The sequence below is a fragment of the Streptomyces sp. NPDC050548 genome, assembly GCF_044457385.1.
GTDB lineage: Bacteria > Actinomycetota > Actinomycetes > Streptomycetales > Streptomycetaceae > Streptomyces.
The window spans coordinates 147136-170882 of the sequence record NZ_JBITGV010000008.1 but is presented as its reverse complement, the minus strand read 5'-3'; the positions used below and the strand labels follow the sequence as shown (position 1 = coordinate 170882).

Sequence of the window (23747 nt, the reverse complement as noted above, 5' to 3'; positions counted from 1 at the left end):
TCTATTGCTTTCGGCTGCCCGCATGCTAGGCTCGCCGCCAAGTTGCAGTTTGGTTTCCCTTGCAGTACAGAGCCTGCGGAGCATGTAACCGCAGGCTCTAGTCGTTTTCAGACGTATGCAGTAGTGCGGGACTTGTTTTCACACTTGCAGGGTTCTGGAGCAGGGCAACCCTTTGGGCCCAAGGAGGGCTTATGGCTACCGGAACCGTGAAGTGGTTCAACGCCGAAAAGGGCTTTGGCTTCATCGCCCAAGAAGGCGGCGGCCCCGACGTCTTCGTTCACTACTCCGCGATCAACGCGAGCGGCTTCCGTTCGCTGGAGGAGAACCAGCAGGTCTCCTTCGACGTGACCCAGGGTCCGAAGGGCCCGCAGGCGGAGAACGTCACCCCCGTCTGAGTCGCACGATCGTAGTTATTCGGTCTCGGAGCCTGGTGCTTTGATCCGGAACAGATAGCAGTACCCAAGGAGCCCCGTGCCGCAAGGCGACGGGGCTCCTGCCTTTCCCCGGGCCTTCAGAGATGCTGCATGACCAGCACGAACATGGTCCCGGCCGCCAGCGCCTCGTAGGTGTGCGGCACATCACCCCGGTAGGCCATGTAGTCCCCGGGCCCCAGTTCCACCGTCTCCTTCCCCGGCCCGGCCTTCACCCGCCCCGCGCTGACGACGATGTGCTCCACCGTCCCCGGGATGTGCGGCTCGGAGTCCCGTACGGTCCCCGGCTCCAGCCACACGTAGTAGATGTCCCGCCGCGCCCCCGGCGGGCTCGCCGAGAGCAGCGTGGCCGTGTAGCTGGACCGGTCGGAGTGGACGGTCGGCCCGTCCCCCGCGCGGATCACCTGCACGGACGGCGTCGGCGGCTCCACCAGCACGCTGAACGGCACCCCGAGCGCGACCGCCAGCGCCCAGATCGTCTCCATGCTCGGATTCCCGCCGGCCGCCTCCAGCTGCGACAGCGTGGACTTCGCGATCCCGGCCCGCTTGGCCAGCTCGGAGAGGGAGAGCCCCACGCGGGTGCGCTCCCGCCGGAGCGCGGCGGCGATCCAGTCGAGGGGAAGCCGGGCCGGCACGTCGGGGACATCGGATGCCATGTTCGCTCCATCGGTACGACCGTTCGCCTTGACGAACGAAGTCACTGCTGTTCATTGTAGAGAACATGCGTACGGCAGAGCGAACACCCTCTCTCGCGGTGCTCCCGGAACTGGTCCGGGACGCCTCCCTCATCTGGCTGGCCGGTGGCATCGTGGGCGTCTCCTTCGGCGCGATCGCGGTGGCCGGCGGCCTGCCGGTCTGGGTCCCGGTGGCCATGTCCCTGCTCGTCTACGCGGGCTCGGCACAGTTCAGCGCGGTCGGCGTACTCCTCGCCGGCGGCAGCCCGCTCGCCGCGACGGCCACCGGCCTGCTCCTCAACACCCGCACCGCGGCCTACAGCCTGGCCGTGGCCGACATCCTGGGCACCGGCCGCCTCGCCCGCCTGACCGGCGCGCACCTCGTGACCGACGAAACGGTGGCCTTCGCCCTCGCCCAGCAGGATCCGCTACGACGCCGGACCGCGTTCTGGGTCTCCGGGCTCGGCCTGTTCGCGGCCTGGAACGCCGGGGTGCTGATCGGGGCGCTCGCCGGAGGCGCACTCGGCGACACCGACACCTACGGCCTGGACGCGGCCTTCCCCGCCGTACTGGTCGCGCTCACGTTGCCCGCGGTGCGGAAGGACGCGCGGGTACGGCGGTCCGCGCTGCTCGGCGCGGCCGTGGCGGTCACGGTGACGGTGACGCCGGGCGTCCCGGCGGGGGTGCCGGTGCTGCTGGCCCTGGTGGGACTCGCGCTGTACCGGCGAGGGGCGACGGCATGAGCCCGACGGTGGCCGTGATCCTGGCGCTGGCGGTCGGGACGTACGCCTTCCGGCTGGTCGGACCGGTGCTGCACGGGCGGGTCGAACTCTCCGCCCGGGTACAGGAGTTGCTGTCGGCCGGGGCGGTGGTCCTGCTGGTCGCGCTGCTGGCGACCGGGGCGCTGACGGAGGGCGGCGGGTTCGCGGGGTGGGCCCGGCCCGCCGGGGTGCTGGTCGGGGGTGTGCTGGCGTGGCGGAGGGCGCCGTTCGTGGTGATCGTGCTGGGGGCGGCCGGGGCGACGGCGCTGCTGCGGTTGGCCGGGGTGGCCTGAACCGCCGTGCGCGGACCGGGCGTTGTCAGTGGCCGTCGGTATGGTCCTCGCCCATGACATCGACACCCTCGACAGCATCGACGCCATCCGCCGAAGCCGCCTTCGTGACCACCACCCGGACCTTCTACGACGCGGTCGCCGAGGACTACGCGGAGATGTTCGCCGGAGAACGCACCGAGCCGCGGGACGGCACCGTACTGGCCGACTTCGCCGAGCTGGTCGGCGGTTGCGGCGGCGGGCAAGTGGCCGACCTCGGCTGCGGACCGGGCCGTACGACCGCGTATCTCGCCTCCCTCGGCCTGGACGTCCTCGGCCTCGATCTGTCCGGTTCGATGCTCGCGATCGCCCGACGCGAGAACCCGGACCTGCCCTTCCGGCAGGGCTCGATGCTGGAGCTGGACATCCCCGACGGGGCGCTCGCGGGGGCCGTCTCCTGGTACTCGTCCATCCACACCCCTGTGGATCAACTCCCGTCCCTCTTCGCGGAGTTCCACCGCGTCCTGGCACCCGGCGGCCATCTCCTGATCGCCTTCCAGGCGGGCGACCGCCCCCTCACCCTCGACCGTCCCTTCGGCCACCCGGTCCGCCTGGACTTCGAACGGCGGCGACCGGAGGCGATGGCCGGGCTGCTGGAGGCGGCGGGGTTCGCGCTGCGGTCACGGACCGTACGGGAGGCGAAGACCGAACTCGGCGAGTCGTCAGCGCAGGCGTTTCTGACCGCCACCCGCAAGGCTGCGGCTCTGTTCCAGGGCCCGGCGGGCACCGACCTCGCTCGGGTATTCACGGACGGCGAACATGGCGATCACCGTGCCGACGCACCACGCGAAGAGCGCCGGCACGACGGGTAGCACGAGCAGCGCGGGGAGGAACAGGGCACGGCCCAGGTTCTGGCCGCGTTGCGTCCCGTACCGCCTCTCGATCCAGGCCTGCTTGGGAGTCGGCGGGTCGAGCATCTTCTCGCGGATGGCCCGGTGTTGTTTCGTCCACCCCCACACCAGGGCCACGCAGGACGCGGCGATCTGCGTCCAGTCCCACACCAGGCGCAAGGTCGGAGGCAGGTGGACGCGGAACGACTGGTACAAGTCGACGACGACACCGCACATCATCACCATCAGCACGAACCAGAGCAGCGCGCCGGAGGCACGGCGCACCAGTAGCCCGCGCCGCGCTTGTACCAAGTCCGGCGAGCGCGGGGATCTTCGGAATGTCGGAGGGGGTCATGTTCCGGACGGGTGCTCCTGGAGCCAGCGGCGGGCGCCGACCTCGCTGGGATATTCGCGGACGGTGAGCATGCCGGCACACCAGCCGACGGCCCACGCGGCGAGCGCCGGCAGGACGGGGGCCGCGAGGAGTACTCCCACGCGGCCCGCGAGGGCCAGGCCCGTGGAACGGCGGGTCTCGTCGCGCTTACGGCTGCGGAACTCGCCGGGGGCGGGCGGGTCCTGGAGGTCCCGGCGAAGACCCCGGCGCTGTACCACCCACCCCCAGACCGGTGCCCCGCACGAAGCGATCACCTGCGCCCAGTCCCACACCGTGCGCACGCCCGGCGGCAGCACCGTACGGAAGCCCCGGTAGAGGCTGACCGCGGCGAAGCACAGGAAGGCCATGACGATGAGCAGGAGTACGGCCGTGCGCACCCGGCGGAGCCAGTAGCGCGTCCCCCGCTCGTACCAGGTCGTGCCGAGCCCCGGCAGGGCCGGGATCTTGGCGGGGGTGCGGGAGGCGGGGGCGTCAGAAGAGGCTCGTGACCCCATGCCACACGTCCTTTCCCAGTCGTTCGAAGTCCTGGCCCGTCTCGGACAGGACGTTGCCGGTGCCGTGCAGCACACCGCCGACCACACCGTGGTCGTGGATGTCCTCACTCCAGTGCTCGTGGAAGGAATGGTCGATGAGGCCGGTCGCTCCGATCACCACCAGGCCGCCGCCCGCGGCGATGGCGAGCGCGGGGACCTCGAAGGGCAGGGCGGCCACCACGGCGGCGGTGGCCGCCGTACCGACCACCAGGCCGGCCACGTTGGCGCCCCCGTCCACCGCGACGGAGTGCTGCCAGGACCAGCCCTTGTCATGGTCGTCGGATGCCTCCAGCAGTCCGCAGGCACCGGCCGCGGCGACGTCCAGGACGGGGACCTCCTTGAGGAAGTCCGGCAGTTTCTCCAGGCTCTCGCCCGCGCGCAGCGCGTCCGCGGCGTCGGCCAGCTTGACGTTCAGGGCACGGTCGTAGGGCAGTTTGGTGCTGCCGTAGTCGGCGCGGGCTATGTCCTCCTCCAGCGACTGGACCTTGGCCACGGCGTCGGCGTAGGCGCCCTTGGCGGGAAAGTCCTTGGGGAGTGAGCGGCCGGCCTTCTGGAACGCCTTGCGTTCGGAGCGGAGTTCCTTCTTCGCCGCCTGCGCCTCGGCCTTGGCATCGTCGATCTTCGTGCGGGCCTTGGCGCCGCCGGCCCGTGCGTCCTCGGCGTCGAAGGCGTACAGACCACGCAGATAGTCGACGACGGTGATCTTGTCGCCGGCGGCGACCTCCGCCTTGCCGGTCACCTCCTCGTACAGCGCCCGCAACTGGTCCGCCGCCGCCAGGCGTGCCTTCTGCGCCGTGTGCAGGACCTCCTTGCGCACGGTGTCGTACTCGCTCATCGCGGAGAGCGTCTTCTGCTCGTCCGCACCGGGCGGATTCGCGGTGACCGTCGGCAGCGGGACACCCTTGTCCCCCATCGACACGCCCTTCTTCGTCGCCACGTGCTCGGCGTTCTGCAGGGCCGTCTCGCAGGTGGAGAGCGCGTCGGCGAGCGTGTCCAGGATGTCGCCCGCCTCGTGGACGAGGGCGGCGAAGGCCCCGGCGGTCACCGCGTCCTCGGTGTACGTGGCCCGGAAGGACTCCGCCGACTCGCCCTTCCAGCCCGCGTCGTCGACCAGGGCGTCCACGGCACGCGTGAGCGGAGCGATGACGTCGTCGAGTTTGTCCTTGGCGTTCTTGTACGTCGTGGCCATCGTGCGGAGTCCGCCGATGTCGCCGCCGACCCAGCTGTCGGCCATCAGCCCTCTCCCACCATCAGGTCGTCGAACACACCGTGGACGTCGATGTCGTGCCGGTGGAAGGAGTCGCGGGCATACGCGACCTTGTCGCCCCGTTCGTCCAGCCGGTCGGCGAAGCCGATGTGGAGGGCGACGATGAGATCGGCGACCTCCTTGATGGCGTGGTCAAGGCCGGCGTCCCCGCCGCTCACCACGGGCGGGGCCACCTGGTCGTGCAGCTTCCGGTAGTCCGTGGCCTGGTCGTGGAACGTCGTGGCCATCGAGGTCAGGTCGCTCATGACCGCCTTGAAGTCGGCCGACATCAGCGCACCTCCCGTGCGTAGGCGGCCAGATCGGCCGGTCGCCAGTTGCGTTGTCCGGGAGCCACCCGCGGATCGAGCAGCACGGTGACTCCCCGCTCGGCCACTCCTTCGGCGAGCGGCCCGAGGGAGGTGGCGACCCACGGCTGGGCCTCACCGAGCGCGGTGACCAGCTTCTCCAGGGTCGTGAAGGCGAAGGCCACGGTCCCGGTCGCATCGGTGGGGTGCGCGAAGAGTTCGTACGCGATGAACGGCACACGGACGGGACGGCCGTCGTCGTACGTCGTGTCGACGTAGCGAGGATGGGCGGGCACGAAGACAGGCGTCTCGTACGGCGGCACCCCGGGCCGTGGCCCCGGCCGCCCGTCCGCCGAAGGCCCGGGTGGCGGTGTCGCCTCCGCGTAGTCGAGCAGGCTCGACCGGCGCGCCTCGGGCACCTCCGCCGCTGCCGGCCCCTGCGCGTACTCAAGAAGGCGTGAACGGTTCGGCTCCCCCACCGCCGTCTCCTCATCCCCGTAGGTCGTGATCGTCGCTGTGGACGTGTTCGCGCCATCACAGTAGCCACCGACCGAGGGCCCAAATCCGGCTATGTCAGGCCTACCGACCCGTTGCATGCGCAATGCATACGGCCGCTTGGGCGCAGCCTGGCCTTCACTTGACCCGGCGATGACCAGGGTGATGACCAGACCGCACCGGCAGCTCTACGACCGCTACAGCGCCCCCGCCAGATCCAGCGCCGCCACATACCCGAACGTCATCGCCGGGCCGATCGTCGAGCCCGCGCCCGCGTAGCTGTGCCCCATGACCGCCGCGCTCGCGTTGCCCGCCGCGTACAGGCCCGGGATCACCGAACCGTCTGCCCGCAGCACCCGCGCCCGTGCGTCCGTGCGCATGCCGCCCTTGGTGCCGAGGTCGCCGGGGACGATGCGGAGGGCGTAGTACGGGGGCAGCCAGAGCGGGGCGAGGCAGGAGTTGGGGAGGATCGCGGGGTCCGTGTAGTAGTGGTCGTAGGCGCTGTCGCCGCGCCCGAAGTCGGTGTCCTTGCCGCTCGCCGCAAGGGAGTTGAAGCGGGTGACGGTGGAGCGGAGCGCCGCCGCCGGGACGCCGATCGACGTGGGGTCACGACCGCTCCAGCCCAACAAGGAAATGGAGTGGGAATGTCGCGCGGGGGTCTTTTGACGTCCTCCCCTCCCTAGGGAGGGGATTCCTGGCTCAGGCTGCCTCCGAGAGCTGCGCTCCCGGAGGTCTGACGCCCTCAGCACCAGCCGGGTTGAGACCAGCCCGGACGAGCATCACGCGCGCGGAGTTCTTGTCCCTGGGGGACGCGGCTCCGCACGCGGTGCATGCGTAGGTTCGTTCAGAAAGAGGCAGTGCGTGCTTGGTTCTCGCTCCGCACACGGAACAGTCCATCGTCGTGTGGGCCGGGTGCACGAGGTGCACGATGCGGCCGTGCTTGCGGGCCATCTCGATCAGGGCCGTCTTCGTGGCGCCGATCGCCGCATCAGCAGCTTTGCGCGCCATGGTGGTCTTCGCGAGGAACTTCGGGCGGAAGTCCTCGACGGCGATGGCATCGTGGTCACGGACGACGCGCTTGGCCCATTTGCGGGCGGCGTCCTGCCGCTGCCGGGCGATCTTCGCGTAGACCTTGGCGCGCGACTTCTTGGCCTCGCGGTGGCCTTTCGAGGAAGCCTGCCCCTTCTTCGGCTTGCGGCGGGCAACCATTCGGTCGTACCGCGACAGCCTGGCATGGGCCTTGCGCCCGTGCTGCGGGTGCGGCAGGTCGTGGGCGTCGGACGTGGTGGTCGCGGTTTCCTTGGACCGAGGCATACGCGCGGGCCGTCTTCGCACAGTGGCGCCCGCTTCTGAGCGAGGAGGCCGTCGAGAAACGGGTGGTCGACCGCATGGCCCGACAGCAGGTCCTTGAACCGTGGCCGACGCCGACGTTCAGTTTCGTGCTGGACGAGAGCGTGCTGTTGCGCCCGATCGGCGGACCCGCCGTGCACGCGGACCAGTTGCAGAACCTCCTGCGCATCGGCGGCATGCGTGCGGTCGAGCTTCAGGTGATGCCGATGGACCGCGAGGAACAGCCAAGCATGGACGGGCCGTTCAACCTCCTGACGGTCAGGAAGAGCGAGCAGGTAGCGTACGTGGAGATCCACACGTATCCACGCCTCATCACGGACGCGGAAGAAGTGCGCGTCCTGAGCGAGCGCTACGGGCTCCTCAGGGCGCAGGCCCTCAGGCCCAGCGAGTCGCTGGACCTGATCGAGAGACTGCGGGGACGCTATGAGCGCTGAGGACCTCACCTGGTTCAAAAGCAGCTACAGCAGCGGCGGAGGCGGCGAATGCCTCGAAGTCGCCTACGCCTGGCGGAAGTCGAGTCACAGCAGTGGCGAGGGCGGCGAGTGCGTAGAAGTCGCCGCCTGCCCCCACACGATCCACATCCGCGACTCCAAGAACCCCGCCGCCGCACACGTCACCGTCTCCCCCGAGGCCTGGTCGGCGTTCCTGTTCCCTAGTCGCCGCGTCAGCTGATTCGCGGCCGCACGTCGTACAGCGCCTCCACATCCCGCCCGAAGTCCCGCATGACGACCTCCCGCCGCAGCTTCATCGACGGCGTCAGATGTCCCGCCGCCTCGGTGAAGTCCACCGGCAGGATGCCGAAGCGGCGGATGGACTCGGGCCGGGAGACCAGCTTGTTGGCGTCGTCCACGGCCCGTTGCAGGACCGCCCTCAACTCGTCGTCGTCGACGAGGAGTTCGGCCGGTACCGGATGCTTGCCGTTCATCTGGCGCCAGTGGGTGATGCCTTCGAGGTCGAGGGTGATGAGGGCGGCGACGTAGGGGCGGCGGTCGCCGACGACGATGCACTGGGCGATCAACGGGTGGGCGCGCAGCCAGTTCTCCAGCGGGGCCGGGGCCACGTTCTTGCCGCCCGCGGTGATCAGGATCTCCTTCTTGCGGCCGGTGATGGTCAGATAGCCCTCGTCGTCGAGCCGGCCGATGTCACCGGTGGCGAGCCAGCCGTCCTGGGAGGCGGGGGCGACCCCGTCGCCGTGCGGGTCCCAGTAGCCGCGGAAGACCTGGCCGCCGGCGAGCAGGATCTCGCCGTCGGAGGCGATGCGGACCTTGGTGCCGGGCATCGGCCAACCCACCGTCCCCAGCCGGGGTTTGAGGGGCGGTGTGCAGGTGGCCGCGGCCGTGGTCTCCGTCAGGCCGTAGCCCTCGAAGATCTCGATTCCCGCGCCGGCGTAGAACGCGGCGAGCCGGCGGCCCAGCGGGGAGCCGCCGCAGATGATGTAACGGAGCTTGCCGCCAAGGGCGTTGCGGATCTTGCGGTAGACGAGCGGGTCGTAGAAGGCGCGGGCCGCTCTCAGCGCGCCGCTCGGGCCCGAGCCCTGGCCGGACTGGCGGCTCTCCAGGGCCTCGCCGTAACGGACGGCCGCGTTGGTCGCGCGGTCGAAGACCTTGCCCCGGCCGCCCTTCTCCGCCTTCGCCCGGGCGTTGTTGAAGACCTTCTCCAGCATGTAGGGGATGGCCAGCAGGAAGGTGGGCTGGAAGCTGGCCAGGTCCGCCAGCAGGTCCTCGGACTTGAGGCTCGCGGCGTGGCCGAGGCGGACCCGGGCGCGGATACAGGCGACCGCGACCATCCGGCCGAAGACATGGGAGTAGGGGAGGAAGAGGAGCGTGGAGGGTTCTTCGTTCGGCTTGTTCTTGAAGACGCCGTAGAGGAGTTCGATCGCGTTGTCGACCTCGGCGAGGAAGTTGCCGTGGGTGATCGCGCAGCCCTTGGGGCGGCCGGTGGTGCCCGAGGTGTAGATGACGGTGGCGAGCGTGTCGGGCAGCAACACCCCACGCCGTACGGCGACTTCCTGGTCCGGGACGCCCCGGCCCAGCTCGGCCAGCCGGTCCAGGTGGCCCTTCTCGAAGACCCACATGTGGCGCAGGTCGGGGAGGCGTGGCGTCTCCGGGCCCAGTGACGAGGCCTGCGCGACCGTCTCGGCGGCCATCGCGACCGCGCCCGTGTCCTGGAGGATCCAGCGGATCTGGAAGAGGGAGGAGGTCGGGTAGATGGGGACGGTGACCAGACCGGCCGCCCACGCCGCGAAGTCGAGGAGCGTCCACTCGTACGACGTCCGCGCCATGACCGCGATCCGGTCGCCCGGCATGAGGCCCTCCGCGATCAGCCCCTTGGCGACGGCCTGCACCTGCTCGGCGAACTCGGCCGCCGTGACGTCCGTCCAACTCCCGTCCTCCGCCTGCCTGCTGAGGACCAGGTGGTCGGGGGCCGCCGCCGCGTTCTCGAACGGCACGTCGGCGAGCGAGCCGTGCGTGGCCGGTGCTACGAGAGGCGGTACGGAGACCTCGCGGACCACGCCGTCCAGCCGCCGTATCTCGGGCTCCACGAGTACGGGCGTGCCGTCGTAGTCGTAGCCGGACGGGTAGGCGAGGGACATGGCAGCTCCTGAGGCGTGCAGCTTGTACCGCTCTGCTGCATTAGGTACGCATGGCGCGTACCGAGGCGTTCATCCGGACCCGGGGCAGGGTGTTACCTCGGGTCAGGTCGCAGATCGTACGGGCCTCTCGTGGGGACTTGGTGCGGTTTCGGGGGTGGTACGGAGCCGGGCCTGTGCAACCTCGGCGGGTTCGCAGCGTTTTGTCGGCCATGTGCCGGCCTTGCGCCGCCGGTGCGTCACCCGTGCGCCCGCCATGGACGGTCCGGCTCGCCCCACTTGGCCTTACCTGCGGTAACCTTACTCCGAAGTAAGCCGAAAAGAGCCGCCCAGGACACCACCCGGGAGTGGGACATGGCCAACCCCTATCCACCCCTCACCGACACCCCCGCGCTCACCCCGCTCCTCCTCCGCGGCGCCCTCCTCTCCCCCTTCAAACGGCCCCGCGCCGACGCCGAGTTCCCCCGTACCCATCTCGTCCTGCCCGGCGTCCGCGTGGACCTGGCCAAGCTGGCCGCCTACGAACGCGTCTGCGGCTTCCCCACCGGCGACGACGCCCTCCCCGTCACCTATCCGCACGTCCTCGGCTTCCCGCTGGCCATGCGCCTGATGAGCTGTCGCGCCTTCCCGCTCCCGCTGCTCGGCCTGGTCCACACCTCGGTGGAGATCACCCGGCACACGGCGACACCGGCCACCGGTGAGTACGAACTCACGGTCTACGTCGACGAGTTGGCCCCGCACCGGCGCGGCACCGAGGCGACGGTCACCACGGAGATGCGGACCGGCGACGCGCTCGTCTGGGAGTCACGGAGCACGTATCTCGCCCGGCACCGCACCGAGGCGCAAGCCTCCAGGGCGACCGAGGAACCGCCGCCGCTCCCCACCGTCGCCGAGTGGCGGCTCGGCGAGGACGTGGGCCGCCGCTACGGCGCCGCGTCCGGCGACCGCAACCCCATCCACCTCCACCCGCTCACCGCCCGCCTGTTCGGCTTCCCCCGCGCCATCGCGCACGGCATGTGGACGGCGGCCCGCTGCCTCGCCGCCCACGGGACCCCCGAACGCGCGCTGGTGCGGGCCGAGTTCAGGGCGCCGGTGCTGCTGCCGGGCACCGTGGAGTACGCGGCCCTCGACGACCGCTTCGCCCTGCGGGACACGGCCGGGCGGATCCACGTGAAGGGGTTCGTGCGCCCGCCCGTTGCCTGAACACCCATGAACAGTGGGCGAACAAAACGTGTCCGCCCCCTTTCGGGCGATCGCGAAACCCCAGGCGGACAAAGGGCCCTTGAGCATTCCGCACAGGAAAACCCCAGCTCGCCCAAGGCTCTTTCAAGACATCGCTCATATGTTCCTCAGGGTCGCTTCTTACCCTCGGCTCACTTCGCCGGACCCGCCAGGAAGGGCCCCTGAGCCATGCCCCCCAGACGCATCGCCGTACTCGCCGACTCGGACACCCGCTGGAAGTGGGGCGCGTCCGTGGCCCAGCAGATCGCTCCCGGGCACGCCCTCGACGCGTACTTCCTGCGCGGCCGGTCGACCCCCACCGAGCGGCAGCTCGCCGAGATCGGCATCGAGCCCGACACCGCGCGCGAACTCCCCACCGCCGAACTGGTCGACGACACGGAACTGGCCGACGCGGACATCGTCGTCATGGCCGTATCCGGCGGCACGGTCCTCGCCCTCACCCACAGCCTCGGCCTCGCCTGGGCGGGCCGCGAACACCGGCCGATCACCGTCACCGGATACGTCGGCGTCGTCTACGAGAAGATGATCGACGGACTCCTCACCCGCGGCGGCACCGACATCGTCCTCGCCAACTCCACCTACGACGCCGACCGGTTCGGCGCCGCGTTCGCGAGCGTCGGCGTCGACCCGGACTCGGTCGTGGAGTGCGCGCTGCCCTTCCTCGGCGGCGAACCCTACCGCCCGTCCACCGAACGGCCGTTCACCCTCACCTTCGCCGTCCAGCCCTCCGTCCCCAAGAGCAAGCAGGACCGGCTGCGGCTCCTGGAGCGGGCCGCCGCCCACGCCCGGCGCCACCCCGACCGCCAGGTCCTGATGAAGCTGCGCAGCCTCCCCGGCGAACACACCACCCACGTCGAGGCCGACCCCTACCAGCTCCTCATCCAGAACCTGGCCGAACCCGCCCCCGCCAACCTCCAGTTGGTCTACGGCAACATGGGCGAGGTCCTCGACCGCACCGACCTCCTGGTGACGGTCAGCTCCACCGCCGCGCTGGAGTCGATACAGCGGGGCATCCCCACCGCGATCCTCACCGACTTCGGCGTCCGCGAGGCGCACGGCAACCACTACTTCATCCACTCCGGCTGCCTGGCCTCCTGGGACGAACTCGACGCCGGCGCCCTCCCGTCGCCCGACCCCGCCTGGGCCGACGCCCAGGGCATCGGCAAGAGCGACCCCTACGCCGCCGCCCGCGCCCGCGTGGCCGCGCTGCGCGCCGCGGGACCGCTGCCGACGCTGCGCCCCTACTACACACCGGAGCGCGCCGGCATCTACCTCAACGGCCTGCTGGCCCGCAACGGCTTCGACGAGAAGGGCCGCCCGCTCAACACCCCGCTGGGCGCGGGCGGTTCGGGCCGGGTGAAGAGGGCCGTACGCGGAGTGGCCAGGCGCGGCGCCAAGGCCGTGTACCGGGTGGGGTATCAGCGGGTGGCGCCGACGCTGCGCAAGTGGGGGGCCGTCTGAGACCTCAGGGCCGGTCCTCGGTGCCGGCCGGCGGTGACCAGGGCCGCCCCTCCATCAGGTTGCCGAGGCCCGCCCACGCGAAGTTCATCAGGGTCGCCGCAGTCTGCTTCGCGCTGACGCCCGGGGTCGCGTTGGACCAGGCGGCGAGGGACTCGGCGGCACCGACCAGCGCCTCCGCGAGGCCGGCCACCTCGCGCTCGGCCAGGTCGGGATCGCGGTCTCGGTGCGCCTCGCGAGCGGTGACCGCGATCAACTCGGTGACGAACGCCACGAGTTCGGCGCGCAGCGCGGCCACCTCGGCCGCGAACGGCTCCCCGTGGGTGCGGGCCTGGAGATGCAGGACGGACCAGCCGTCCGGGTGCTGGGCGGTGTGGGTGAAGAACGCCCGCAACCCGTCCCAGAGTTGGCGGTCGGCGGGCGAGCGGGTGTCGACCCCGGCCCGCACCGCCTCGGTGAGCGCCTGGCCCTCGCGCCGGATGCACGCGGTGAACAGGTCTTCCTTCGAGTTCAGGTAGAGATACACCAACGGCTTTGACACGCCCGCGAGTTCGGCTATCTCGTCCATCGACGCGGCCATGTAGCCGCGCTGTCCGAAGGTCCGCACGGCGGCGTCGAGCATCTGCTGCTCACGGACCGCACGCGGCATCCGCTTGGTCTTCACGGCACCCATGGGGGCAAGCCTAGTTCGACCCCAGGTGTCAGGAAGTCTGCCCCTGAGGACCGGCGGCGTCGACGGCCTCGTCCTCCTGGTTGCGGTTGGCGTCCAGGTTCGCCTTCATCCGGTCGACCCTCTCGACGATCTGCACCGAGGCCCGGTCCCGCACCCCGCGCAGCACCACGAAGCTGATCGGCGCCGAGATCACCAGCGCCAGCAGAACGATCCACATGCCGTTGGACTCGCCGAAGCCGCGCGGGAAGACGCCGAGGTAGACGAGGCCCCAGACGACTCCGAGGCAGCCCGCGAAGACCGCGAGGCGCCACAGTGTGTAGCGGAACATCTCAATCCACTCTTCCGATTCGGGACAAGGGCATCAATCAGTGAAGCACGGTGCCGCACGGATCTTGCAAGGGGGTCACAGCAGCGGCAGCAGCATGAAGATGTCGTCCCGGTCGTCCCCCGGGGCGACACGGATCGCGCCGGGCACCCGGCCGACCTCCTTGTAGCCGCAGGAGCCGTAGAACCGCTCCAGGCCGTGCCCGCCCCGGCAGGTGAGGCGGATCGCCTCGATGCCGTCGAGACCGCGGGCGGCCCGCTCGGCGGCGGCCAGCAGATCCCGGCCGTACCCCTTGCCCTGGTGGCGGGGGTGGACCATCACCGTGTAGAGCCACAGCCAGTGCAGCATCAGCCGGTGCGTGTTGAACGCGAGGAACACGGTCGCGGCGACCGTGCCCGTCTCGTCCCGGCCGACCAGCAGCCGGGTACGGCCCTCCGCCATGGAGACGAAGTGCTTGATCAGCTCGGGCCGTATCTCGTCCACCGTGACCGGCGCGACGAAGCCGACCGAGCCCCCCGCGTTGGAGACGTCCGCCCAGAGGGTGAGGATCTCCTCGCGGAGGGCAGGGGTTATCGCGGGGTCCAGTTCAAAAGTCAGCGTCATGTCGGAAAACCGTGTTCACACTCGCATCGGCTGCGGCGACTCCCGCCGCGCCGGGTCCGGGCCGTCGTACTCGCGGATGATCTCGTAGCGCGTGTTCCGCTCGACCGGCTGGAAACCGGCGTCGCGGATCAGGTCGAGGAGGTCGTCGCGGGTGAGCTTGTTCGGGGTGCCGTAGTTGTCGGCGTCGTGCGTGATCTTGTACTCGACGACCGAGCCGTCCATGTCGTCCGCGCCGTGCTGGAGGGCGAGTTGGGCGGTCTGGACGCCGTGCATGACCCAGAAGACCTTGACGTGCGGGACGTTGTCGAAGAGGAGACGGGAGACCGCGAAGGTCTTGAGGGCCTCCGCGCCCGTCGCCATCTGCGTCCGCGCCTGGAGGCGGTTCCGTACCTTCCCGTCCTTCATGTCCACGAAGTCGTGCTGGTAGCGCAGCGGGATGAAGACCTGGAAACCGCCGGTCTCGTCCTGGAGTTCACGCAGCCGCAGCACGTGGTCCACGCGGTGGCGCGGCTCCTCGATGTGGCCGTAGAGCATGGTGCACGGGGTCTTCAGACCCTTCTCGTGCGCCAGCCGGTGGATGCGCGACCAGTCCTCCCAGTGCGTGCGGTGGTCCACGATGTGCTGGCGGACCTCCCAGTCGAAGATCTCCGCGCCACCGCCGGTGAGGGATTCGAGACCGGCGTCGATCAGCTCGTCGAGGATCTCGGAGGCGGACAGCCCCGAGATCGTCTCGAAGTGATGGATCTCCGTCGCCGTGAAGGCCTTCAGCGAGACGTTCGGGAGGGCCTTCTTCAGCTCGCTGAGGGAGCGCGGGTAGTAGCGCCAGGGGAGGTTCGGGTGCAGGCCGTTGACGATGTGCAGCTCGGTGAGGTTCTCGCCCTCCATCGCCTTGGCGAGGCGGACGGCCTCCTCGATGCGCATCGTGTACGCGTCCTTCTCGCCCGGCTTGCGCTGGAACGAGCAGTAGGCGCAGGACGCGGTGCACACGTTGGTCATGTTGAGGTGGCGGTTGACGTTGAAGTGGACGACGTCGCCGTTCTTCCGCGTCCGCACCTCGTGCGCCAGCCCGCCGAGCCAGGCCAGGTCGTCCGACTCGTACAGCGCGACGCCGTCCTCGCGGGACAGCCGCTCACCGGAGCGGACCTTCTGCTCCAGCTCGCGCTTGAGCCCGACATCCATGCCCATACCTCTTCCTGAGACAACTTCTTAAACGGTACGCCTACGCCACTACGCCTCTTCGGGCAGCTCTCCGACCCGGTTCTCCCACTTCGTGGAGAGCACGATGGTCGTACGGGTACGGGACACGCCCTTGGTCCCGGACAGCCGCCGGATGGTCTTCTCCAGGCCGTCCACGTCCGGTGCCCGCACCTTGAGCATGAACGAGTCCTCGCCCGCGATGAACCAGCAGTCCTCGATCTCGCTGAGGTCCTTCAGCCGGGCCGCCACGTCCTCGTGGTCGGCGGCGTCCGAGAGGGAGATGCCGATCAGGGCGATCACGCCGAGGCCGAGCGAGGCCGAGTCGACGGTCGCGCGGTAGCCGGTGATGACACCGGCCGCCTCCAGCCGGTTGATGCGGTCGGTGACGCTGGGTCCCGACAGGCCGACGAGGCGCCCCAGCTCCGCGTAGGAGGCCCGGCCGTTCTCTCTCAGGGCCTGGATGAGCTGCCTGTCCACCGCGTCCATGCGATCGATTGCCTTCCGGTGATGAGGATGAATTCGTCGGTGCCGTACGTCAGTTGCCGGTGGTGCGGGAACCCCCGAGGTCGCCCTGCCACCGGCGGTACAGATCGTGCTCGACGCCCGCCGCGTCCAGGACCCGCCCGGCGACGAAGTCCACCAGGTCCTGGATGTGGGTGGCGCCGGCGTAGAAACCGGGCGAGGCCGGCACCACGGCCGCGCCCAGGTCGTCCAGGGTCACGAGGTGCCGCAGCGTCTGCCCGTTGAGCGGCGTCTCGCGTACGGACACCACCAGCCTGCGCCGCTCCTTGAGGGTCACGCTCGCCGCCCGCTGCAACAGGTCCTTGCTCAGCCCGAGGGCGACCCCGGCGACACAGGCGGTCGACGCGGGCACGATCAGCATCCCCTTCGCGGGATACGACCCCGAGGACGGCCCCGCCGCGAGGTCGCCCGCGCTCCAGTGCCGTACGGCATCGATGTCGGGCGCGAAGGCGCCGGGCTTGCCGTCGGCGCCGAGGGCCAGCCATTCCCGCAGGTCGTCCTGCCAGTGCGCGTCCCTGAAGGAGATCCCGGTCTCGTCGAGGAGGGTGAGCCGGGACGCCCGGGACACGACGAGGTCGACACTCTCGCCCGCGTCGAGGAGCCCGCGGAGCACCGCGGCCGCGTATGGGGTGCCGGAAGCGCCGGACACCCCTACGATCCAAGGCGTACGCGGCGTCTCTCCTGGCTTGACTGGGTTCACGACACCGAGCCTAGCTGGCGTCGCGGAACGGGAACCGGCCAAGGGGGCCGGGGCGTTCTTCTGTGGGGACGAGTGGACCGCGAGTGGACCGTGGGGGGTGCCATGTCCGGTACGGAGTCGGAGTGGTCGCGGGGCGACCGCGCGAAGGCCGCGGCCAAGCTGATGGTGGGCTGGGTCGCGCTGTTGTGGCTGCTCGAAGTGGTGGACGTGGTGTCCGGCCACGCGCTCGACAGCCTCGGGATCGTGCCGCGTGAGCCGTCCCAGCTGATCGACATCGTGCCGGCCGCGTTCATCCACTTCGGCTTCGCCCATGTGGCGGCGAACAGTGTGCCGCTGCTGGTGTTCGGCTTCCTGGCGGCGCTGGGCGGCATCCGTCGCTTCGCCATGGTCTGCGCGCTGATCATCGTCGCTGACGGTCTGGGCGTGTGGCTCATATCCCCGGCGCACACCAACACGGCGGGCGCCTCCGGCCTGATCTTCGGCCTCTTCGGCTTCCTGCTGATCACCGGCTTCGTCGAGCGCCGCCCACTGGGCATAGCCGTCGGCCTGCTCATCGGCGCGGTCTGGGGCACGTCGATCCTGTTCGGCCTCGCGCCCACACAGTCGGGCGTCAGCTGGCAGGCACACCTGATCGGGCTGGCGGCGGGGGTGGGGGCGGCGTTCGCGTTCCGGCGCCCCGCACAGCAGAGGCCGGCGCTTCAGGCCTGAGGGCGGGCTTTCGGGCCGACCGGGAGGTGAGCGGTGCGGATCGTGAGCTTGCCCAGCGGGTAGTCGACGGCGACATCGGTTCCGTACGGGATGGTGTCGCGGCCGCGGTAGCCGTCAGGTCCCGGGTTCCACATCGTGACGCAGTGGCCCTTGAGGGGGTCGAGGATCAGGTAGTTGGCGATGCCTCGGGAGGCATACAAGCCCCGCTGGTATGCAATGCGATTCTCGGCCCCCGCCGGGGCGGGAATGACCGCGAGGTCCGGGCAGAACTCATGGGCGTCGTCGAACGGAAAGGCCACATCGCTCACCAGGCCCCAGTCCGACGGCAGCTGCCTCTCGACGGTGGCCCACAGCTGCTGAATCGTGCGCCCGTGGTGCGGTGTGACCGGTGTCGCCACCACGCTGCCCTCGACGATCTCCGTCAGGAAACCGGGAAACGCGTCCTCGAAACGAGAGAGCTGTGCGTGCAGGCGGTCCACGGACCGCACGCCACTCACACGGTCAGACCCCGGACCAGGAGATCGAGAAGCGCACACACGAACAGGGCGATCCCGATGAACCCGTTGACGCTGAAGAACGCCCTGTTCAACCGCGAAAGATCATGCGGTCGCACGATCGAGTGCTCGTAGACGAACGCGCCCGCGACGATCAGCAGACCGAACCAGAAGAAGGCGCCGGCGCCGGTCGCCGCGCCGTACCAGGCGAGGAGGGCCGTGGTGATCGCGTGGCAGACGCGGGCGCCCCAGATGGATGCCGGGATGCCGAAGCGGGCCGGGACCGACATGACGCCGATCTCGCGGTCGGTCTCGATGTCCTGGCAGGCGTAGATCAGGTCGAAGCCGCCGATCCAGATGCCGACGGCGAGGCCGAGGATCACCGCGTCCCAGGACCACTCGCCGGTGATCGCCAGCCAGCCGCCGACCGGGCCCATCGCCTGGGCGAGACCGAGGATGGCCTGCGGGAAGTTCGTGAACCGCTTGCCGTAGGGGTAGATCACCATCGGGATCACGGCGATGGGGGCCAGTGCCAGGCAGAGGGGGTTCAGCAGGGCCGCCGAGCCGAGGAAGACGACCAGCGCGACCAGCGCGCCCGTCCACGCGTGCTTGACCGTCATCGCGCCGGTCACCAGCTCGCGGTGTGCCGTGCGCGGGTTACGGGCGTCGATCTCCCGGTCGATGATCCGGTTCACCGCCATCGCGAACGTGCGCAGCCCCACCATGCAGATGGTGACCAGCAGCAGCCGCCCCCAGTGGATGTTCTTGTCCCACTGGAACATCGCGGTCAGCGCCGCGATGTAGGCGAAGGGCAGGGCGAAGACGGAGTGCTCGATCATGACGAGGCGTAGGAACGCCTTGGTGCGCCCCGGCTGCGGGATCGCGGCTGACGCGCTGCTCACAGGCCGTACTCCTTCCACCGGCGGTCGACCTTCGCCGCCGTCTCCGGGTCGGACAGCACCATCTCGGGCCAGCCGCCGTCCCGCGTGTAGCCCTCCTCGGGCCACTTCCTCGTCGCGTCGATGCCCGCCTTGCCGCCCCAGAACTGCTGGTAGGAGGCGTGGTCGAGATGATCGACGGGTCCTTCCACGACCGAGAGGTCCCGGGCGTAGTCCGTGTTGCCGAGGGCTCGCCACGCGACCTCGTGCAGATCGTGGACGTCGCAGTCGGAGTCGACGACCACGATCAGCTTGGTCAGGGACATCATGTGCGCACCCCAGACCGCGTGCATCACCTTCTGGGCGTGCTTCGGATACTTCTTGTCGATGGAGACGATCGCGCAGTTGTGGAATCCACCCGCTTCGGGCAGGTGGTAGTCCACGATGTCCGGCACGATGATCTTCAGGAGGGGGAGGAAGAAGCGCTCCGTCGCCCGTCCCAGCGGTCCGTCCTCCGTCGGAGGCCGCCCTACGACGATCGACTGAAGCAACGGCCGCTTCCGCATCGTGACGCAGTCGATGGTGAGGGCCGGGAAGGGCTCCTGGGGCGTGTAGAACCCGGTGTGGTCGCCGAACGGCCCCTCCGGCAGCATCTCGCCGGGCTCCAGCCACCCCTCGATGACGACCTCGGCCTGCGCCGGCACCTGCAAGGGCACGGTCTTGCAGTCGACCATCTCGATCCGCTTGCCCGCGATGAACCCGGCGAACAGGTACTCGTCGATGTCACCGGGGAGCGGCGCGGTGGAGGCGTACGTCACGGCGGGCGGACACCCGAAGGCGATCGCGACGGGCAGCCGCTCCCCACGCCGGGCCGCGACCTGGTAGTGGTTCCGGCTGTCCTTGTGGATCTGCCAGTGCATGCCGATGGTGCGCTTGTCGTGCCGCTGCAGCCGGTAGAGCCCGAGGTTGCGGATCCCGCTCTCCGGGTCCTTGGTGTGCGTGAGCCCCAGATTGAAGAAGGACCCGCCGTCCTGCGGCCAGGTGAAGAGGGCGGGCAGCGCGTCGAGATCGACGTCGTCGCCCGTGAGCACGACCTCCTGCACGGGCGCGTCCTTGACCTTCTTCGGCGGTACGTGCGTCATCGCGCCGAGCTTCCCGAAGGCGTCCCGCACCCCCACGAACCCCTGCGGCAGCTCGGGCCGCAGCAGCCCGCCGATCTTGTCCGAGATGTCGCCGTAGGACTTCAGCCCGAGGGCCTTCAGCAGCCGCCGGTCGGTCCCGAAGACGTTCATGGCGAGGGGCATGCTCGATCCGCGGACGTTCTCGAAGAGAAGCGCGGGCCCACCGGCCTTCTGGACCCGGTCGACGATCTCCCCGACCTCCAGATACGGGTCCACCTCGGCCTTGATGCGCTTGAGGTCTCCCTCGCGCTCCAGTGCCCTGAGCAGGGAGCGAAGATCGTCGTAAGCCATGTGTCCAAGTATCTGCCACCCGCTAACCTGACCCCGTCACCGGGGCCGCCACACCACTCAGGAGAATCTCGCCGCCATGCTCAGGTATCTGCCCTTCCTGCTGGTCCTGGCTCTGTGGATCTACGCCTTCGTGGACTGCCTGAACACGCCCGAGGAGGACGTGCGGGGCATGCCGAAGCTGGCGTGGGTGTTCGTCATCCTGCTCTTCGGCGAGGTGCTGGTCGGTCCGGTCGCGTGGCTGATCGCGGGCCGGGCGCGGCGGAACCCGGACGGGGCGACGGCCGCGGAGGGCCGCTGGATCGCGCCGGACGACAACCCCGAGTTCCTGAAGTCCCTGAACAAGGACGACCTCAAGGACGACCCCAAGGCCGAGTGATACGTGCAGGTTGTACGCCGGTGAGCGGCCCGGTACGGACATTGCGCCTCTGGGCCCGGACCGGCAGGAACCGGACACTTACCTCGCATGACGACTGCTCCCGCCGACACCGCCGGCACCCTCGCCCCCGAATACGGTGACAAGGTCATCGCCGTAGAGACGGCGGGTGCCGAGCCCATCCCCGACGCCGAACGGCACGGCAGCCCGCTCCAGTTGCTCTGGACCTGGGCCTCTCCGAACATCGAGTTCGCGACCGTCTACATCGGTGTGATCTCGGTCCTCTTCTTCGGCCTGAGCTTCTGGCAGGCGACCGCGGCGATCGTCCTGGGCACCGGCCTCGGCGCGATCACGCAGGGCTTCCTCTCGCTGGACGGCCCGCGCTTCGGTGTCCCGCAGATGGTGATCGGCCGCTTCTCCTTCGGCTTCCGCGGCAACATCCTCCCGTCGGCGGCCAACGGCCTGGTGGCGGGCGTCGGTTGGTTCGCGGTGAACAGCGTGAGCGCGGCCTTCGCACTGAACACATTGACGGGCCTACGACCCCTGCCGTCGCTGTTGCTCGTGGTGGTGGCGGAGATCCTGATCGGTTTCATCGGCCACAACTTCGTGCACACCTTCGAGAAGTACGCGTTCCCGGCGCTCGCGGTGATCTTCCTGCTGGCCGGCGTGTGGACCTTCAAGGACGCGCACCTCGGCGGGGGCGGCACGGGCGGCGGCGTTGGCGGCTTCCTGCTGGCCTTCAGCGCGGCCTGGGGCTACGCGGCGGGCTGGAACCCGTACGCCACGGACTACTCGCGCTATCTCCCGCGCACGGCGAACAAGTTCAAGACCATCCTCTACCCGGCGGTCGGCCTGTTCGTGTCGGTGACGTTCGTGGCGGTGATGGGCGCGGCCTCGGCGACGTTGCTGGCCCCCAAGGACGCGACGCCCACGGCGGCATTCACCGGCCATCTCCCCGGCTGGCTGGGCGACTTGGTGCTGATCGCGATCATCCTGGGCGCGGTCTCGGCGAACGCCCTCAACGTCTACTCCGGCGCGATCTCCCTCACCGCGCTGGGCCTGAAGCTCCCCGCGTGGCTCAACCGCAGTGTCCTGGTGGTCGTCTCGGGCGTGGCCGGTACGGCGGCGGCGTGGGCGTCCCTGTCCGACGCGGGCTCGGCGTACGAGGCGTTCCTGCTGGTCATCGCGTACTGGGTGGCCCCGTGGCTGGGCGTGGTCCTGGTGGAGCGCTGGTTCCAGTCCCGCACCCCCACCGAGGAACTGGCCCCCCGCCTCACCGACCCGACCTTCACCAACTGGCCGGGCCTGGCAGCCCTGTTGATCGGCATCGGGGTCTCGGTCCCGCTCTTCTCCAACCAGGAGGACTACGTCGGCTACGTCCCCAAGCACTGGCCGTCGTTCGGCGACAGCACGCCGATCGTGGGGTTCGTACTGAGCGCGGTGCTGTATGTGGTGCTGCGGTCGGTTCCGGGGCTGAAGGGCAGGGTTCAGCCTCAACTGAACAAGGTCGACGCCTGATTCACGTGCTCGACCTTGATGTAGGGGCTGTTCTCCGCCCCGTAGGCCTTCTCCAGGATCGCCCGTGCCGTGTCGGGGTCGTCGACCCCGACACGCACGAACCCCCGCTCGTCCACGCCGACTTCACGCATCTCGAAGGTGCCGTCCCAGCGCTTCATGTCGTCGCCGATCCGGTCGGACAGCGCGTCGAGCGTCTTCCGGTCGGCGTCGGCGCCGTGGAGCCGCACAGTCGCACCCTTCACGACGGATCCGCACACCTCGGCGTCGAAGGCGGCTGAGGGAACGCGCCACACGTCGACGGACTGGGTGTCCGCGTCGAGGGAGAGGCCGGTGTAGACGGCGCTGTAGCGCTTGGCGTCCGCGAGCTTGTCGATGCGGGCGATGACGCGCTCCAGAGGGGAACCGTCCTCACCTGCCGGGAGGCTGTCGAGGGGCCGGGTGCCGACGCATGTCCGCACGGATCCGGTGTCGGACTTGGGTCGGGCGCCGGCCACGGAGTCGGAGCCGGAATCGGATTCGGCGCCCAGATTGCGGAGCCCGTGCACGGTCAGTGCCACCAGGACCGCCACAGCCACGATCGCGACGACCACGAAGGTCCACAGGTATTTCTTCAGGTGCTTCTTCACGCCGAAGTCCCCTCTACGTCCCACTCGACACTGTGACGCGGAGGCGGCCGGAGGCGTTCAGTCCCCTTTGCCGCGGTGCCCGGCGCGGCAGGTGCAGGACGCCGGGGCAGGGAGCGGTCAGCGCACCCAGCTGCCGGTGAGGGCCTGGACGGCCGAGCCGTCGGGGTCGGCGAGGGTCGTGGCGACGAAGTCGTGGGCCCACTGCGAGGTCTGGACGCGGAAGGGCGGGTGGGCGGCGGTCAGGGCGTCGACGATCGGGGCGGCCGCCTCGGCCGGCGTCTGGGCGTTGCCGAACGACTGCTGGGTGCGGGCGATGTAGGCCTGGAGCGCCGGGGCGTAGGGACCTGCGGCGGCGAGCAGGGCCGGGACGTCCAGTCCGAGGTTGGCGACGAACTCGCTCGCCACCGCGCCCGGTTCGACCACGGTGACGTCGACGCCGACGGTCGCGGCGACCGGCGCGAGCGACTGCATGAAGCCCTCGACGGCGAACTTGGCCGCGCAGTACGCCTCGTTGAAGGGCTGGCCGACGGCGCCGCCGACGCTGCTGACGGTGATCACCCGGCCCTTCGACGCGCGGAGGTGCGGCAGGGCGGCCCGGGTCGTCGCCACCACGCCGAAGAAGTTGACCTCCATGGCCGCGCGGACGTCCTCGACGCTGCTCTGCTCGATGGTGCCGACCTGGGCGGCGCCGGCGTTGTTGACCAGCGCGTCCAGGCGGCCGTGCTCGGCGACGACCTCGTCCAGGCAGGCGGTGAGGCCGGCGGTGTCGGTCACGTCGAGGCGCCTGACCTGGACGCGGTTCGCGACGCCCGCCTCGGCGGCGGCCTTGAGCAGGGCGTCCGCCTTGCCGGTGTCGCGCATGGTGGCGATGGCCGTCCAGTCCGCCCGTGCGGCGCCGACGGCTGTGGCCAGGCCGATGCCGGAGGACGTACCGGTGATCAGAACCGTCTTCGGGGAGGTCATGAGGGTCTTCCTTGCCTGGAGTACGACGGGCCCCTGTTCAGCACATGACCCGATACA

28 protein-coding genes and 2 pseudogenes are annotated in these 23747 nt (G+C 69.9%); 11 read left to right on the top strand and 19 right to left on the bottom strand.

Translation table 11 applies throughout. From position 1 onward, the window contains the following. The first annotated feature begins 191 nt into the window (after positions 1 to 191). Positions 192 to 395, top strand: coding sequence for a cold-shock protein (locus tag ACIBJH_RS23210; protein ID WP_003992177.1), 204 nt, complete (start codon positions 192 to 194; stop codon positions 393 to 395). A gap of 116 nt (positions 396 to 511) precedes the next feature. Here the strand turns inward: ACIBJH_RS23210 and ACIBJH_RS23205 are convergent, their stop codons facing one another. Then, positions 512 to 1087 (bottom strand): helix-turn-helix domain-containing protein, encoded by a 576-nt coding sequence (locus ACIBJH_RS23205; protein WP_399118757.1) that lies wholly within the window; start codon positions 1085 to 1087, stop codon positions 512 to 514. Positions 1088 to 1152: 65 nt separating this feature from the next. On the opposite strand from ACIBJH_RS23205, the gene ACIBJH_RS23200 reads away from it, so the two are divergent. From ACIBJH_RS23200 to ACIBJH_RS23190, 3 genes are read left to right on the top strand one after another with little or no spacing between them, the layout of a single operon-like run. Continuing rightward, positions 1153 to 1848, top strand: a complete 696-nt coding sequence (locus ACIBJH_RS23200; RefSeq protein ID WP_399118756.1) for an AzlC family ABC transporter permease — start codon at positions 1153 to 1155, stop codon at positions 1846 to 1848. Further along, positions 1845 to 2159 carry an AzlD domain-containing protein gene (locus ACIBJH_RS23195; RefSeq protein ID WP_399118755.1) on the top strand — a complete coding sequence of 105 codons (315 nt, stop codon included), beginning with the start codon at positions 1845 to 1847 and terminating at the stop codon, positions 2157 to 2159. Before ACIBJH_RS23200 ends, ACIBJH_RS23195 begins: the two co-directional genes overlap by 4 nt. A 53-nt stretch (positions 2160 to 2212) precedes the next feature. After that, positions 2213 to 3007 carry a class I SAM-dependent methyltransferase gene (locus ACIBJH_RS23190; RefSeq protein ID WP_399118754.1) on the top strand — a complete coding sequence of 265 codons (795 nt, stop codon included), beginning with the start codon at positions 2213 to 2215 and terminating at the stop codon, positions 3005 to 3007. Positions 3008 to 3376: 369 nt separating this feature from the next. On the opposite strand, the gene ACIBJH_RS23185 is transcribed toward ACIBJH_RS23190, so the two are convergent. The 6 genes and pseudogenes from ACIBJH_RS23185 to ACIBJH_RS23160 all read right to left on the bottom strand — a co-directional run. Further along, positions 3377 to 3913: a hypothetical protein gene (locus ACIBJH_RS23185; RefSeq protein ID WP_399118753.1), complete on the bottom strand. Its 537-nt coding sequence runs from the start codon at positions 3911 to 3913 to the stop codon at positions 3377 to 3379. Then, positions 3891 to 5186 (bottom strand): WXG100 family type VII secretion target, encoded by a 1296-nt coding sequence (locus ACIBJH_RS23180; protein ID WP_399118752.1) that lies wholly within the window; start codon positions 5184 to 5186, stop codon positions 3891 to 3893. The genes ACIBJH_RS23185 and ACIBJH_RS23180 overlap by 23 nt, the downstream gene beginning before the upstream one ends. Next, positions 5186 to 5488 (bottom strand): DUF6317 family protein, encoded by a 303-nt coding sequence (locus tag ACIBJH_RS23175; protein ID WP_399118751.1) that lies wholly within the window; start codon positions 5486 to 5488, stop codon positions 5186 to 5188. The genes ACIBJH_RS23180 and ACIBJH_RS23175 overlap by 1 nt, the downstream gene beginning before the upstream one ends. Continuing rightward, positions 5488 to 5982 (bottom strand): SAV_915 family protein, encoded by a 495-nt coding sequence (locus ACIBJH_RS23170; protein ID WP_399118750.1) that lies wholly within the window; start codon positions 5980 to 5982, stop codon positions 5488 to 5490. The genes ACIBJH_RS23175 and ACIBJH_RS23170 overlap by 1 nt, the downstream gene beginning before the upstream one ends. A 213-nt stretch (positions 5983 to 6195) precedes the next feature. Beyond that, a pseudogene (locus tag ACIBJH_RS23165) lies at positions 6196 to 6678 on the bottom strand (FAD-binding protein); the annotation flags it as partial. Positions 6679 to 6697: 19 nt separating this feature from the next. Beyond that, positions 6698 to 7300: pseudogene (locus ACIBJH_RS23160) on the bottom strand (RNA-guided endonuclease InsQ/TnpB family protein); the annotation flags it as partial. A gap of 47 nt (positions 7301 to 7347) precedes the next feature. Here ACIBJH_RS23160 and ACIBJH_RS23155 point away from each other — a divergent pair. Together ACIBJH_RS23155 and ACIBJH_RS23150 are read left to right on the top strand one after the other, a co-directional pair. Continuing rightward, on the top strand, positions 7348 to 7782 hold the full coding sequence (locus ACIBJH_RS23155; protein ID WP_399118954.1) for a DUF5753 domain-containing protein: 435 nt from the start codon (positions 7348 to 7350) through the stop codon (positions 7780 to 7782). Then, on the top strand, positions 7772 to 8020 hold the full coding sequence (locus ACIBJH_RS23150; RefSeq protein ID WP_399118749.1) for a DUF397 domain-containing protein: 249 nt from the start codon (positions 7772 to 7774) through the stop codon (positions 8018 to 8020). Before ACIBJH_RS23155 ends, ACIBJH_RS23150 begins: the two co-directional genes overlap by 11 nt. Here ACIBJH_RS23150 and ACIBJH_RS23145 read toward each other — a convergent pair. Further along, the gene (locus ACIBJH_RS23145) at positions 8013 to 9941 is read right to left on the bottom strand and encodes an AMP-dependent synthetase/ligase (protein ID WP_399118748.1); all 1929 of its coding nucleotides are present in this window, start codon (positions 9939 to 9941) and stop codon (positions 8013 to 8015) included. The two genes, ACIBJH_RS23150 and ACIBJH_RS23145, sit on opposite strands and share 8 nt — an antisense overlap. 351 nt (positions 9942 to 10292) lie before the next feature. Between ACIBJH_RS23145 and ACIBJH_RS23140 the strand changes: the two genes are divergently transcribed. Both ACIBJH_RS23140 and ACIBJH_RS23135 read left to right on the top strand, forming a co-directional pair. Further along, on the top strand, positions 10293 to 11141 hold the full coding sequence (locus tag ACIBJH_RS23140) for a MaoC family dehydratase (protein ID WP_399118747.1): 849 nt from the start codon (positions 10293 to 10295) through the stop codon (positions 11139 to 11141). A gap of 207 nt (positions 11142 to 11348) precedes the next feature. Beyond that, positions 11349 to 12641, top strand: a complete 1293-nt coding sequence (locus ACIBJH_RS23135) for a DUF6716 putative glycosyltransferase (RefSeq protein ID WP_399118746.1) — start codon at positions 11349 to 11351, stop codon at positions 12639 to 12641. Between the two features lie 4 nt (positions 12642 to 12645). Here the strand turns inward: ACIBJH_RS23135 and ACIBJH_RS23130 are convergent, their stop codons facing one another. The 6 genes from ACIBJH_RS23130 to ACIBJH_RS23105 all read right to left on the bottom strand — a co-directional run bounded on the left by ACIBJH_RS23130 (position 12646) and on the right by ACIBJH_RS23105 (position 16658). Further along, the gene (locus tag ACIBJH_RS23130; protein ID WP_399118745.1) at positions 12646 to 13311 is read right to left on the bottom strand and encodes a TetR/AcrR family transcriptional regulator; all 666 of its coding nucleotides are present in this window, start codon (positions 13309 to 13311) and stop codon (positions 12646 to 12648) included. A 28-nt stretch (positions 13312 to 13339) separates the two neighbouring features. Further along, positions 13340 to 13639 carry a DUF4229 domain-containing protein gene (locus tag ACIBJH_RS23125; RefSeq protein ID WP_399118744.1) on the bottom strand — a complete coding sequence of 100 codons (300 nt, stop codon included), beginning with the start codon at positions 13637 to 13639 and terminating at the stop codon, positions 13340 to 13342. 75 nt (positions 13640 to 13714) lie between these two features. Beyond that, the gene (locus ACIBJH_RS23120) at positions 13715 to 14239 is read right to left on the bottom strand and encodes a GNAT family N-acetyltransferase (protein WP_399118743.1); all 525 of its coding nucleotides are present in this window, start codon (positions 14237 to 14239) and stop codon (positions 13715 to 13717) included. Between the two features lie 15 nt (positions 14240 to 14254). Next, positions 14255 to 15418 (bottom strand): aminofutalosine synthase MqnE, encoded by a 1164-nt coding sequence (gene mqnE / locus ACIBJH_RS23115; protein ID WP_019074323.1) that lies wholly within the window; start codon positions 15416 to 15418, stop codon positions 14255 to 14257. A 48-nt stretch (positions 15419 to 15466) separates the two neighbouring features. Continuing rightward, the gene (locus ACIBJH_RS23110; protein ID WP_262063773.1) at positions 15467 to 15922 is read right to left on the bottom strand and encodes an Lrp/AsnC family transcriptional regulator; all 456 of its coding nucleotides are present in this window, start codon (positions 15920 to 15922) and stop codon (positions 15467 to 15469) included. A gap of 49 nt (positions 15923 to 15971) precedes the next feature. Beyond that, on the bottom strand, positions 15972 to 16658 hold the full coding sequence (locus ACIBJH_RS23105; RefSeq protein WP_399118742.1) for a UbiX family flavin prenyltransferase: 687 nt from the start codon (positions 16656 to 16658) through the stop codon (positions 15972 to 15974). A gap of 102 nt (positions 16659 to 16760) precedes the next feature. On the opposite strand from ACIBJH_RS23105, the gene ACIBJH_RS23100 reads away from it, so the two are divergent. Next, positions 16761 to 17366: a rhomboid family intramembrane serine protease gene (locus ACIBJH_RS23100; protein ID WP_399118741.1), complete on the top strand. Its 606-nt coding sequence runs from the start codon at positions 16761 to 16763 to the stop codon at positions 17364 to 17366. Here the strand turns inward: ACIBJH_RS23100 and ACIBJH_RS23095 are convergent. The 3 genes from ACIBJH_RS23095 to ACIBJH_RS23085 are packed head-to-tail and all read right to left on the bottom strand — an operon-like array spanning position 17357 to position 20210. Beyond that, positions 17357 to 17845 carry a Uma2 family endonuclease gene (locus tag ACIBJH_RS23095; RefSeq protein WP_399118740.1) on the bottom strand — a complete coding sequence of 163 codons (489 nt, stop codon included), beginning with the start codon at positions 17843 to 17845 and terminating at the stop codon, positions 17357 to 17359. The genes ACIBJH_RS23100 and ACIBJH_RS23095 overlap by 10 nt on opposite strands. 14 nt (positions 17846 to 17859) lie before the next feature. Beyond that, positions 17860 to 18762 (bottom strand): menaquinone biosynthesis prenyltransferase MqnP, encoded by a 903-nt coding sequence (mqnP, locus tag ACIBJH_RS23090; RefSeq protein ID WP_399118739.1) that lies wholly within the window; start codon positions 18760 to 18762, stop codon positions 17860 to 17862. Beyond that, complete coding sequence (locus ACIBJH_RS23085; RefSeq protein ID WP_399118738.1) at positions 18759 to 20210, bottom strand: menaquinone biosynthesis decarboxylase; 1452 nt, start codon at positions 20208 to 20210, stop codon at positions 18759 to 18761. Before ACIBJH_RS23085 ends, mqnP begins: the two co-directional genes overlap by 4 nt. A gap of 76 nt (positions 20211 to 20286) precedes the next feature. On the opposite strand from ACIBJH_RS23085, the gene ACIBJH_RS23080 reads away from it, so the two are divergent. After that, complete coding sequence (locus ACIBJH_RS23080) at positions 20287 to 20586, top strand: PLD nuclease N-terminal domain-containing protein (protein WP_399118737.1); 300 nt, start codon at positions 20287 to 20289, stop codon at positions 20584 to 20586. A gap of 87 nt (positions 20587 to 20673) precedes the next feature. Further along, on the top strand, positions 20674 to 22101 hold the full coding sequence (locus ACIBJH_RS23075; protein ID WP_399118736.1) for a purine-cytosine permease family protein: 1428 nt from the start codon (positions 20674 to 20676) through the stop codon (positions 22099 to 22101). Here the strand turns inward: ACIBJH_RS23075 and ACIBJH_RS23070 are convergent. Both ACIBJH_RS23070 and ACIBJH_RS23065 read right to left on the bottom strand, forming a co-directional pair. After that, positions 22077 to 22727, bottom strand: a complete 651-nt coding sequence (locus ACIBJH_RS23070) for a hypothetical protein (protein WP_399118735.1) — start codon at positions 22725 to 22727, stop codon at positions 22077 to 22079. The two genes, ACIBJH_RS23075 and ACIBJH_RS23070, sit on opposite strands and share 25 nt — an antisense overlap. Positions 22728 to 22844: 117 nt before the next feature. Next, a complete protein-coding gene (locus tag ACIBJH_RS23065) occupies positions 22845 to 23744 on the bottom strand; it encodes an SDR family oxidoreductase (RefSeq protein ID WP_399118953.1) in 900 nt (299 codons plus the stop codon). Positions 23745 to 23747 lie beyond the last annotated feature (3 nt).